Genomic DNA, 11888 nt, shown 5'->3' with positions numbered 1-11888 from the left:
CGTGTGCGGGTCAGGCGCCGGGCGTGTCGCCGGCGTCGCTTGTCAGGGTGTGTCGAACAGGGGGCAGTGCGCCCCGGAAAGTCGGTCCCGCGATCCACGAGGTCCAGCCCAGGCGCATCGGGTTCGCGGCGCAGAGCTTGTTGCTGCGCGCCTCGGTGGGCGCGAGCCGCAGTTCCGTCTCGACCTTGAGGTCCTGCGGGATGAAGCGGCGCACCAGCCACTTGGCGAGCGCGTGGTCGGCGCCGCGTGGCAGCAGGCCGTGCAGGCGCTGCTGGCTCAGGTCGCTGAACGTGAGGCGGATGCCGGCGCCCTGGTCCCACACCCGCTTGCCGAGCACCGCGCCGCCGCCCAGCGGCGTGCGCATGTCCAGCCGTGCCGAGGCATCGGGCTCCAGCGCGAGCCAGCGGCCACGGAACTGGGTGCCCTGCACCTGCACACCGAGGCGGTCGCGCAGCAGGGCCAGCAGCGCGGTCATGCTGCGCGGCGCGCCGCCCAGCAGGCCGGCATGGCGCAGCCACAGGGCGGAGCCATCCGGCGCGCGCACGCCGGTGCGCAGGCCCAGTGCGCTGGCTGCGTCCAGCGTGGACGCCAGGGTGGAGCCAGACGGCGACTGCGGGTTGAGCGCCACATGGTGTTTGCGGCGGCTGCGGTACAGGAACGCCAGGAAGCGGTGGTTGAATATGTCGAGGAAGTCCGCCGTCGCATGGTCGCGCCGCATCCGGCGCTCCAGCAGCATTTCGGTGAAAGGCATCGGCAGCGGGCCGCCGCTGCCGCCCAGCGACAGCGCGGGCGTTGTGAGCGTGAAGGGCTCGCCGGTGACCGCATCGGTGCCAACCTCGCGCACGTCGCTGGCCTCGAATGCCAGCGAGACGAAGGCGTGCAGCCGCACGGCCTCGCGCTCGCGCGGGCCTCGCGAGCGGCCCACGGGCACCGCCTCGGGCGCGGCGCGCTCGAGCAGGCTGATGGCCTGGAACAGGTTGAAGTCCTGCGGACGGGCGGTCAGGCGTTCGATCACAGCACGACCTGGCGACCTGTCATCGGCGCCCATTGCTTGCGGACTTCCTCGCCGCTGCGCACCGCGAGGCGAACGAAGGAGTTCACCGAGGTGTACATCGCGAAGAACCGCGCGAGCACGGCCGACATCAGCAGCGGGGACCCGCCGACGAAGGCGTCGTCCTCGAAATCGAGCGTGACCTGCGTGCCGCGGCAGTAGCCACGCCAGGCCTCGGTGCCCACGTGCGCGGTGACGCCGCGCGCCGAGAGCCCGGTGATGCCGTGGATCTGGGCATGGTCGCGGCGGCTGTCGGAGGCGAACAGCCGCAGCATCTCGCGCAACTGGTCGCGGCCGGTGGAGCCGTCCACCAGCGACTGGTGGTTGAGTGTGAGCAGCGACACCAGCCGCCACAGCGTCTCGCTGCCCAGCGGTGGGTCGCGCTGCGCGGTGGGCTCGTACAGGCAGCGCACGTGCGTGGGCTGCGACGGTCCCTCGGCCACAAGGCGCGCGCCCACGGGCACCTGCTCCGCCAGCCGCCGGTTGGTGCACAGCAGGTGCGCGTAGACCACAGGCTGCACAGGCCGGCTGTGCGTCTTGCCCTGGTCGACGAAGGACAGGAAGACGTCGGTGCCGGGGATGTTCTGGCGCAGGCAGGGCTCGCGCCGCGCGGCCCAGAACACCGCGCCCTGCGTGCCCTGTGCGCCATCCATGTGGCCCAGGGCGGCGAAGCCCGGCACGTCGACGGGCTTGTCGGCATCGGGGTCGGAGGCGATCACCGAGACGATGGAGTGCACCTCGGTGGTCGCGTCGCGCTGGCGGTCGGGCACCAGCATGTATTCGTAGTGGCGCTGGTCCATCACCAGCGGCTCGCTCACGCGCGGGAACAGGTTGACGATGGGCGTGCAGCCGAGCTGGAAGTTGTCGGCGTCCAGGTGCCGCAGCGCGCGTGCGGGCCGGTCGAGCTGGAATGCCAGCTCGCAGCGGCGCCCGCGCCCCAGGCGCGAACGCAGGTGGTGCAGGTCGAAGAAATGAAACTTGCGCGGAAACGCGAAGTACTCCTGCAGCAGGCCGTAGGCCGGTTGTGCGTTGGCGGGCTGCGGCAGCACTTCCTCGCCTTCGGCAAAGCCGACCTCGCGCAACGCGTTGGCCGGCAGCGTCTGCGGCGCGCCGCCTTCGGGAGTGACGCTGACCGACTTGACGCCCGACACCAGCGCGTCGTACAGCGGCATCGTGGTCATCCAGTCGCCTTGCAGGTGGATGCGCAGCCAGTCGATCTCCAGTTCGGAGAAGTCGGCCTCGGTATCGCATTCGAGCGTGAGCCGCAGCACGGCGTCGGTGTCGATGGCGGCGTGCGCAATGCGCAGGGGCCACAGCACGGTGTCCCAGGCGGTGCGAAAGCGGCACTCCTGCGAGGGCGCGGATTGCGGCGGCACGGGCTGGGCGCGCGCGGTGCGCGCATGCAGCATGGTGTGGCGCGGCACGCGAAAGCCCGCAGTGACCTTGCCTTGCGCCGGATCGAGGCCGAATTGCGCCACCGACATCGAGGGCAGCGGCTGCACCAGCGACGGGCAGAGGTTGTCGAGCAGCGCGTAGGCGACGTCTGGAAATTCCTGGTCGAGGTCGCGGTGCACGCGCGCCGACAAAAAGGCCACCGATTCGATCAGCCGTTCGGTGTGCGGATCGAGCGATTCGCCGCCGTGCAGCGACAGCCGCGAGGCGACCTTGGGATAGCGCTGGGCGAAGTCCGACCCCTGTCCTCGCAGGTAGGACAGTTCGCGCTTGTAGTACTGCAGCAGGTCGCTATGCTGGATGTCGGACACGTCAGGCGACTTTCATCAGGCTGTCCGGCGTGCCGAGCAGCATCTCGAAGTCCACGCGTCGCAGCGTGACCCCGGCCTGCGCCTGTGCGCCGATGTGCACGAGTGCCACTTCATGCCGGTTGGGCGTGGCGCTCACTTGCACGCTCACGTCCGACAGGCGCGGCTCGTAGCGCTGCACGGCCAGGTGCAACGACGCCGCCAACTGCTGGAGGTCGGCGGCGTTCTGTGCGCTGAGCGCGGAAAAATCGGGAATGCCGTACTCCAGCACGGTGCCGCTTCCTTGCGCGTAATCGGCCACCGACAGCGGCGAACGCGTGTTGAACAGCTGGCGCAGCTCGCGGCCGATGGAATCCTGGACGGACTCCATCGTCTCGAGATGCGCGCCGTTGACGCGGTCGGACGGCGCCGACACCAGCCGGTCGAACAGGGGCGCGACGCCCCCTTTGACGAGTTCGGACACAGTAGGCGTCGGGTGTGAGCGTCGGTCAGGAAGCGGTGTTCGTCGCGACGTTCCAGACGAACGGCGCCACGCCATCCGGGCCGCCTTCCTTCTTCTGCTGCTTGTACGCGATCTCGATCTTGGAGTAGTTCAGGCTGAGGCTCTCGCTCGGAGGATCGCCACCGCTGGACAGTTGAAGCGAGCTGAGGATCGCGTCGGTGAGCTTCATGACGATCAGGTCGAGAAGGGCACCGTTGTCCTCGCGCGTGAACGAGATGATGGTTTCTCCCTTGAAGACTTCACCCGAGGCGAGCTTTTGCAGCAGCTGCGGGGTCGCCGAGTCGCAGTAGCGCGATAGGCTGATGTCGGAGAAGTTCGGCTTGTCGAGAGTCCGTGTCTTGTTGGTGGTGATGCTGGTCACGGAGATCTGGGCACCGAACGAGAAGCTCGAGACTTCCAGCTCGTCCTTGTGTCCTTCGACCTGAGTTTGTCCCGTGATACCCGGGAACTTGATGTAGATAGCCATCTGGATGTTCTTTCAGTTTGTGAGTGCGGACGAAGGGGCTCAGGCGGCTGCGGCCGGCAGGTCGGCCACCAGGCGGATCGAGGCCGAGAGTTCCTCGAGCTGGAAGTGCGGCTTCAGGAAGGCGATGGCGCGGTACGAGCCCGGCTTGCCCGGCACTTCGGTCACGTCCACGCGGGCCTGGCTCAGCGGGTACTTGGCCTTCATGGCCTGCGGCGCCGAGGGGCTCACCAGCACGTAGTTGGCGACCCAGTTGTTCAGGTGCTTTTGCATGTCGGTCTGCGTCTGGAAGCTGCCGACCTTGTCGCGCACGATCACCTTCAGGTAATGCGCGAAACGCGAAGCCGCCAGGATGTAGGGCAGGCGCGCCGAGACCGCCGCGTTGGCGTTGGCCGCGTCCTTGTCGTACACCTTGGGCTTGTTCACGGTCTGGCCGCCGAAGAAGGCTGCGGTGTTCGAGCCCTTGGAATTGACGATGGCGATGAAGCCCAGGTCGCTCAGTTCCTTTTCGCGGCGGTCGGTGATGGTCACTTCCGTCGGCGGCTTCAGCGCGATGTCGCCTTCGTCCGTCTTGTAGGCGTGGGCCACCATGCCGTCGACCTTGCCGCCGCCCTCGACGCCGCGGATGGCGGTGGTCCAGCCGTACAGCGAATGCGCCTGCGTGATGCGCAGACCCAGCTGGTAGGCCGCGTTGGCCCAGAGGTACTTGCCGTGGTCGGAGCCGTCCACGTCTTCTTCGTAGTTGAAGTTCTCGACGGGGTTGGTCTTGGCGCCGTAGGGCAGGCGCGCGGCGTAGCTGGGCAGCACCAGCGACACGTAGCGCGAGTCTTCCGATTCGCGGAAGCTGCGCCACGAGGCGAGCTCGGCGCTCTCGAAGGTCTTGGACAGGTCGCGCGGAATGCCCAGTTCGGTGAACGACTTGAAGTCGAACAGGGCGGGCGCGGCGGCGGCGATGAAGGGCGCGTGCGCGGCGGCGGCCACGCGGGAGACGCGCTCCAGCAGGGCGATGTCTTGCGGGTGGCGGCCGAAGTAGTAGTCGCCGATCAGCAGCGAGTAGGGGTGGCCGCCGTAGGTGCCGTATTCCTCTTCGTAGATCTTCTTGAAGAGCACGCTGGTGTCGTGGTCGACGGCGGTCTCCAGGTCCTTGAGCAGGTCTTTCTTGCTCACGTTGAGCAGGCGCAGCTTCAGGTTGCTGCCGGTCTCGGTGCCGAAAACCATGTCGCGCAGCCCGCGCCAGGAGCCTTCGAGGGCCTGGAACTCGGGGGCGTGCAGGATCGCGTTGAGCTGGTCGGTCAGCAGGCGGTCGATTTCGGCGACGCGCTCGTTGATCAGCGTGACCACGCCCTTGTCGGGGCTGGTCTTCATGCCTTCGTCGAGGATCTGCGAAGCCAGCTGACCGATCAGCTTCTTCGCGTAGGCGCCCTGCGAAGGCTCGGTCGTCATGTTGCCTTCTTGGACGATCTTGTCGAGCAGACCCATGTCACTGGTCGTGACGGTGGTTGCTGCGCTGCCGGCTTCGGCGGCTTTGGATTTGTTGGCCATCTCTATCACCATTCAAAAGTTGCCAGGCGCACCCCGGAAGGGGCTGCGGCCGGCGTGGTTGATCACGCTGCCGGTGCTTCGGCTTCGGGGGACGATTCGGTTTGCGCAGCCGGTGCTGCCGGGGCGGTCTGCGCCGGTGCGCTGCCCGCTTCGGCCCTGGCCTGGCTCTGGACCGTCTTGAGGTCTTCGCTGTTCTGCACCACGCGCTCGAGCAGGTCGTCGAGTTCGTCGTTGCCGTCGAGCTTGGCGAGCAGGTCGCGCAGTTGCTGGCGGGCTTCGAGCAGCTTGGCCAGGCGGGGCACCTGGCTCACGATGGCTTCGGGGTGGAAGTCGCCGAATTCCTTGAAGTTCAGCTCGATCTTCAGGTTGCCGTCGCCCTTCATGGTGTCGGGCACCGACAGGTCGAGGCGGGGCGAGATGTTGCCGAGCACCTCGTCGAAGTTGTCGCGGTCGACTTCGACGAAGCGGCGCTCCTTGAGCTTGGGCAGGGGCTGTGCGGGCTGGCCGGACAGATCGGCCAGCAGGCCCACGACCAGTGGGAGCTCCTTCTTTTCGACGGCATCGCCGATCTCGACGTCGTAGGTGATCTGAACGCGCGGCGGACGGTTGCGTCCCACCCAGTTTTGCAGGCTATTCGACATTTTTCGCTCTCAGAAAAGGTTGAATTGACAAGAACACACGTGAAGTTTTTCGGCGCTCTTCGCCAGATTGGGCGGCGCACGGACCGTTGCCGTTGCAGTCCCGACATGCATCAAAGGCGAACGGAAGATACAAATAGAGATATTTACTAACAATCCCCAGAAATGGGTAGGGACTCCATTTGCACGAGACAAAACCCAATAAAAACAAGTACCTAGAGTTGAAAAAGTTACATATATTGGTGTTTTGTCACACAAATGAGTGGGCAAATACTAGGTAGATGCGTCGGCCGGCGCATCGGACCAAAGTCCAATGACAAAAAAGCAGAGGTGGTGTTATCGCGCGCGAGAGGCGATGAAGCGCCGTCGACGGGCAACCCCTTTTGGGGGCGCAGGCGGATCGGGCAATCTTTTGAATGCACCTGAAGGGGCTTCAGGCCTCGAATTGGTTCATGAATCAGGCGAAATGCAAGATTCGCATAAGGTTATGCGTCAATTTGAAGAGGGAAGGATTGGAATGAAGCACGCATCCGTCGGGGTTTCCTGGCACATGTCGCACAACGCAACCCCGGACAGTCCGAGTACCTGCAGGCCGTGACCGAAGTGATGGAAAGCCTCTGGCCGTACATCGAGCAACACCCCAAGTACACCGGCCACAGCCTGCTGGAACGCCTCGTGGAGCCCGAGCGCGTGATCATGTTTCGCGTGTCCTGGGTCGACGACCAGGGCGAAGTGCAGGTCAACCGCGGCTTGCCGGGCGCATACAGCACGCCATGGCCTTCGAGCACTTTCACGGCCTCCATCGTTGGAGGCATGGTCGCGCCCTCGGCCAGCCGCGCACACGGTTGGAATCGTTGCCATGCAGGATGTTTGAGAACCCGCTTGGAGGCGAAATTACGGTTGGATCGGCTGGGCGTCGATCAAGTCCTCTCTTGACATGTCCATCTTGCGCGGACACGCCATGGGGCAGGTCGCATACATCCATCTTTGCAAGATCGTCATTTCGGCCCTGATCCCGCGACCGTTGTTGCTCGCGGTTGCGCTGCACGTACTCGGGCCGAGCGACTCGCGGTGGTTGCGCCAGTAGTCGGAATTGCGCTGCGACCACGCCTGCTGGGCGGCGCGTTGGTTGATCCGGTAGTCGGAATCGGACTGGCGCTTTGTCCGCTGCCACTGGCGCTTGCGGGCGCGCTGGCAGTCGGTCGAGGCGCAGTAGGCCTGGTCGGGAGTTTGCGGGCGTGGCGCGAAAGGTTTGCGACAGCAGGCACAGCATCGTGTCATCGTCGGGGGCTCCATGCAAAAGGGCGCTGGAAACCGCGGCGGCATTGCTGCCGTGCCACATGCGGGGTAGCCGATGCAGGCCGATATCGCCACGGTGGTCCTGGACGACGAACGTTGGCTTGGTTAGCGGCGGCGCTTTTCCACCATGTCGCTGCGGGCATAGGCGCGCACCGTCTGGTCGCCCACCAAGCGGGCTAGCGCAAACTCCAGCATTTCGGCGGGGTACTCGGTATGGTCCATACCCCAGGTGTTCCATCATCGGCGCCGTCAGCAAGCAGACCGGCAAGATGCTGAGCCTGCACTTTGCCGTCGAAATCGGGCGTGGCGCAAACATCGACTTTGCCTACACGGTGGTGGTTGCGAGTGCGCGAGCCGTGACGAAAGGTGCGAACACGCGGGAGATCGCGGACGCAATCACCGTCGTGATGGCCGAGGCCGTGGGCGGGCTCGACAAGACGCCGATGGAGCGCGTTACGCGAACGGTGGGCAATCGAACCTTTTCGGGCCTGGCCAGCACGGCAGCCGGGCTCATCATGAGCGTCAACCCGGCAAAGTAGCCAGCGAGCGCGAGTCTGTTGGCGGCCCGCGGTCGAGTCGCAAGAAGTTTTCCGACGGGCCGCAGGGGCCTGCAGCGCGATCCAGCGAGCAGTCTGCAGCTGGATGCTCTGTCGCCCCTCCCGTCGCAGCGCACGCATTGCGCGCGCCCTTCCGGGTCCATCTGCGGCACGGACCTTTCGGCGCATCAGCACGGTGCCCGTCCCGCTCCACCCCGGGGCACTTCTCCCTCCGACAGCCCGTTCCAGCCGTCTCATAAACAGAAATCGGTTGGCACGCAACCTGCTAAATACACCGAGAAAATATTTTAGATATCTTTCTAATATATTAGTAATTCGAGGGAATCAGCTTCCTCACAACCGACCTTCATCCGTATCAGGAGCATTCAACGTGAGCAATCCCCGCTGGCAAGGCATCTTTCCCGCCATCACCACCAAGTTCCACGCCGACGAGAGCATCGATGCCGAGGGCACCGCCCGCCACATCGACTTCCAGATCCGCAATGGCATCCACGGCCTGGTCACCTGCGGCTCGCTGGGCGAAGCCAGCACGCTGACGCTGGAAGAAAAGCTGCAGGTCGCCAAGATTGCGCTCGAAGCCGCCGACGGCCGCATCCCGGTGCTGGCCAACGTGTCGGAAACCAGCACGCGCGAGGCGCTGCGCTACGTGGACGGCGCCAACAAGCTCGGCGTGGCCGGCTTCATGATGATGCCCTCGGTGATCTATGTGGCCGATGCGCGCGAAGCCATGCTCAACGTGCGCACCATCGCCAATGCCGCGCAAAAACCCATCATGGTCTACAACAACCCGGTGGCCTACCGTGTCGACCTCAAGCCCGAGCACATGGTCGAGCTGGCCGACTGCGAATGGATCGCGGCGATCAAGGAGAGCACGGACAACATCCGCCGCATCACCGACCTGCGCAATACCGTGGGCGACCGCTACCAACTGTTCCTGGGCGTGGACGACCTGGCCTACGAAGGCCTGGCGCTGGGCTGCGATGGCCTGCTGGCCGGCGTCGGTTGTGCCTTCCCGCGCGAGACCGTGGCGCTGTACGACCTGATGAAGGCCGGCAAGTTTGCAGAGGCGCTCAAGCTCTACCAGTGGATGACGCCGATGCTGCACCTGGACGTATCGACCAAGCTGGTGCAGAACCTCAAGCTCATCGACCTGCTGGTGGGCGTGGGCTCCGAGCACATGCGCCGCCCGCGCCTGCCGCTGATCGGCGAGGAACGCGCCTTCATCGAAGCGGTGGTCAAGAAGGCGCTGGCTACGCGTCCTGCCCAGTACCAGTCGGTCGCCTGAAGCGCCGACACACCGAGCTGCTCGCGCGGAACCCATCGCATGGACACGGACATCATTCTTGAAACCAAGGGGCTCTCCAAGGAGTTCCGCGGCTTCCTCGCTGTGCGCAACGTCGACCTGCGCGTGCGGCGCGGATCGATTCATGCGCTGATCGGGCCGAACGGCGCCGGCAAGACCACGGTCTTCAATCTGCTGACCAAGTTTCACATCCCCACCAGCGGACACATCCTGTTCAACGGTGCGGACATCACGCATGAGAAACCGGCGCAGATCGCACGGCGCGGCGTCGTCCGCTCGTTCCAGATCTCGGCTGTGTTTCCCGAACTCTCCGTGCTGGAGAACGTGAAGATCGCGCTGCAGCGCAAGCTCGGTGTCGACTACCGCTTCTGGCAGTCGGTGTCCGCGATGCGCAAGCTCGATGCCCCTGCGATGGCGCTGCTGGAGCAGGTCGGCCTGCCGCGCTTCGCGGCATCGCTGGCCCGCGATCTTCCGTACGGCCGCAAGCGCACGCTCGAAATCGCCACCACGCTGGCACTGGACCCCGAGCTCCTGCTGCTCGACGAGCCCACGCAGGGCATGGGCCATGAAGACGTCGACCGCATCAAGGACCTGATCAAGAAGGTCTCGGCCGATCGCACGGTGCTGATGGTCGAACACAACATGAAGGTCGTCGCGGACATCAGCGACACGATCACCGTGCTGCAGCGTGGCGAGGTGCTCGCCGAAGGTCCGTACCCCGTCGTCTCGGTCGATGCGGCCGTGCGCGAAGCCTACATGGGAACCGAAGAGCATGAATGACGCCAAGGCCAACGCGCAGGGAAGGCCGGCCGCGGCCATGCTGACCATCCGAAACCTCAACGCCTGGTACGGCGAGTCGCACGTGCTGCAAGGCATCGACCTCGACGTCAAGGCCGGTGAATGCATCACGCTGCTGGGGCGCAACGGCGCGGGCCGCACGTCCACGCTGCGCGCCATCCTCGGGTTGGTCGGCAAGCGCACCGGTTCCATCCAGGTGGCGGGCACCGAGACCATCGGCATGCCGCCGCATCGCATCGCCCGGCTGGGCCTGGGCTACTGTCCGGAAGAGCGGGGCATCTACGCATCGCTCACGGCCGAAGAGAACCTGCTGCTGTTGCCCAAGGTCGGCGACGCCGGCATGTCGCTCGAGCAGATCTACGGCATGTTCCCGAACCTCAAGGAGCGCGCCTCCAGCCCGGGCACGCGCCTTTCGGGCGGCGAGCAGCAGATGCTTGCCATGGCCCGCATTCTGCGCACCGGCGCGAACCTGCTGTTGCTCGACGAAATCACCGAGGGGCTGGCACCGGTGATCGTGCAGAAGCTCGGCCAGGTGATCCGCGAGCTCAAGGCGCGCGGCTTCACGATGGTGCTGGTCGAGCAGAACTTCCGCTTCGCCAAGCACCTGGCGGACCGCCACTACGTCATCGAGCACGGCCAGGTGGTCGAGGTGATCGAGCGCAACGAAGTCGAGGCCAAGCAGGACCGCCTCAACGAATTGCTCGGCATCTGAGCCCGACGCATTGCCGTCTTTCCAACACCTTGTCTTCCCATCTTCAAACCCTGGAGCCTTTCATGCATTTCAAGAAACTTTCCGTGTGCCTGATGACCGGCGCGGCCCTCACGGCCCACGCGCAGGTGAGCGACGACGTCGTCAAGATCGGCGTGCTCAACGACCTGTCGGGCATCTACTCGGATCTTGCGGGCCAGGGCTCGGTCACGGCGGCGCGCCTGGCCATCGAAGAGATGGGCGGCAAGGTGCTGGGCAAGCCGGTCGAGCTGGTCTTTGCCGACCACCAGAACAAGCCCGACGTGGCGGCCAACCTGGCGCGCGGCTGGTTCGACCAGGGCAAGGTCGACATGGTCACGGACTTTCCCACCGCATCCACCGCGCTGGCCGTGATGGAGATCGCCAAGCAGAAGAACCGCATCGTCATGCCTTCCTCCGGGCTGGCCACCGCGATCCTCGGCGAGAAGTGCACGCCCCTCACGGCGCAGTGGACCACCAACACCTACGCGCTGGCGGCCGGCACGGCGCGCGCGCTGGTCAAGGACGGCAAGAAGAGCTGGTACTTCATCACCGCCGACTACACCTTCGGCCACTCGCTCGAAAAGGACGCCACCGAGGTCATCAAGGCCGAGGGCGGCACGGTGGTCGGCAGCTCGCGCCATCCGTTCCCGGGCAACGACTTCTCTTCGTTCCTGCTGAAGGCGCAGGCCTCCAAGGCCGACGTGATCGCGCTCGCCAACGCGGGCAACGACACGGTCAACGCCATCAAGCAGGCCAACGAGTACGGCATCACGCGCAAGCAGGTGGTGGCGCCGCTGCTCACCTACATCTCGGACGTGCACAGCATCGGCCTTGAAAAGGCGCAGGGCATGTACCTCAGCGAAGCCTTCTACTGGGACTTCGACGACCGCTCGCGCGCATGGTCGAAGAAGTTCTTCGACAAGCAGAAACGCATGCCGACCGCCGCACAGGCCGGCGTCTATTCGGCCACGCTCAACTACCTGAAGGCCGTCCAGGCCGCGGGCACCGACGAGGCCAAGGCCGTCATGGCGCAACTGCGCAAGATGACCATCGACGATGCGGTGATCCGCAACGGCAAGCTGCGCGAGGACGGCGCGCTGGTGCACGACATGCTGCTGCTGCAGGTCAAGTCGCCCGCCGAGTCGAAGGCACCGTGGGACTACTACAAGGTCAAGTCGGTGCTGAAGGGCGCGGACGTGTATCCGCCGCTGAACCCCGCCTGCCAGAACGGCAAGTAACGCCCGC

11 protein-coding genes and 1 pseudogene are annotated in these 11888 nt (G+C 65.3%); 6 read left to right on the top strand and 6 right to left on the bottom strand.

All coding sequences use genetic code 11. The features are described from left to right. Nucleotides 1-10: 10 nt before the first annotated feature. The 6 genes from tssG to tssB form a co-directional block, all read right to left on the bottom strand. Nucleotides 11-1015 (bottom strand): type VI secretion system baseplate subunit TssG, encoded by a 1005-nt coding sequence (gene tssG / locus H7F35_RS04205; protein WP_187111713.1) that lies wholly within the window; start codon nucleotides 1013-1015, stop codon nucleotides 11-13. Beyond that, a complete protein-coding gene (gene tssF / locus H7F35_RS04200; protein WP_187114135.1) occupies nucleotides 1012-2805 on the bottom strand; it encodes a type VI secretion system baseplate subunit TssF in 1794 nt (597 codons plus the stop codon). Before tssF ends, tssG begins: the two co-directional genes overlap by 4 nt. 10 nt (nucleotides 2806-2815) lie before the next feature. Next, entirely contained in the window at nucleotides 2816-3274 is a 459-nt protein-coding gene (gene tssE, locus H7F35_RS04195; protein ID WP_187111712.1) for a type VI secretion system baseplate subunit TssE, read from the bottom strand. Between the two features lie 25 nt (nucleotides 3275-3299). Continuing rightward, nucleotides 3300-3779, bottom strand: a complete 480-nt coding sequence (locus H7F35_RS04190) for an Hcp family type VI secretion system effector (protein ID WP_187111711.1) — start codon at nucleotides 3777-3779, stop codon at nucleotides 3300-3302. A gap of 39 nt (nucleotides 3780-3818) precedes the next feature. Beyond that, the gene (gene tssC / locus H7F35_RS04185; protein ID WP_187111710.1) at nucleotides 3819-5318 is read right to left on the bottom strand and encodes a type VI secretion system contractile sheath large subunit; all 1500 of its coding nucleotides are present in this window, start codon (nucleotides 5316-5318) and stop codon (nucleotides 3819-3821) included. Between the two features lie 62 nt (nucleotides 5319-5380). After that, nucleotides 5381-5959, bottom strand: a complete 579-nt coding sequence (gene tssB, locus H7F35_RS04180) for a type VI secretion system contractile sheath small subunit (protein ID WP_187111709.1) — start codon at nucleotides 5957-5959, stop codon at nucleotides 5381-5383. Between the two features lie 514 nt (nucleotides 5960-6473). Between tssB and H7F35_RS04175 the strand changes: the two are divergent. The 6 genes and pseudogenes from H7F35_RS04175 to H7F35_RS04150 all read left to right on the top strand — a co-directional run. After that, nucleotides 6474-6736, top strand: a pseudogene (locus H7F35_RS04175) (glutamate dehydrogenase); the annotation flags it as partial. A gap of 788 nt (nucleotides 6737-7524) precedes the next feature. Further along, nucleotides 7525-7794, top strand: coding sequence for a hypothetical protein (locus H7F35_RS04170; RefSeq protein WP_187111708.1), 270 nt, complete (start codon nucleotides 7525-7527; stop codon nucleotides 7792-7794). Between the two features lie 388 nt (nucleotides 7795-8182). Further along, complete coding sequence (locus H7F35_RS04165) at nucleotides 8183-9097, top strand: dihydrodipicolinate synthase family protein (protein WP_187111707.1); 915 nt, start codon at nucleotides 8183-8185, stop codon at nucleotides 9095-9097. Between the two features lie 39 nt (nucleotides 9098-9136). Then, nucleotides 9137-9895, top strand: coding sequence for an ABC transporter ATP-binding protein (locus H7F35_RS04160; RefSeq protein ID WP_187111706.1), 759 nt, complete (start codon nucleotides 9137-9139; stop codon nucleotides 9893-9895). 37 nt (nucleotides 9896-9932) lie between these two features. Continuing rightward, nucleotides 9933-10625, top strand: coding sequence for an ABC transporter ATP-binding protein (locus H7F35_RS04155; protein WP_187114134.1), 693 nt, complete (start codon nucleotides 9933-9935; stop codon nucleotides 10623-10625). Between the two features lie 62 nt (nucleotides 10626-10687). Next, the gene (locus H7F35_RS04150) at nucleotides 10688-11881 is read left to right on the top strand and encodes an ABC transporter substrate-binding protein (RefSeq protein WP_187111705.1); all 1194 of its coding nucleotides are present in this window, start codon (nucleotides 10688-10690) and stop codon (nucleotides 11879-11881) included. Nucleotides 11882-11888 lie beyond the last annotated feature (7 nt).

The sequence above is a fragment of the Variovorax sp. PAMC26660 genome, from assembly GCF_014302995.1.
Lineage (GTDB): Bacteria > Pseudomonadota > Gammaproteobacteria > Burkholderiales > Burkholderiaceae_C > Variovorax.
This window is presented reverse-complemented; position numbering and strand designations above follow the sequence as displayed.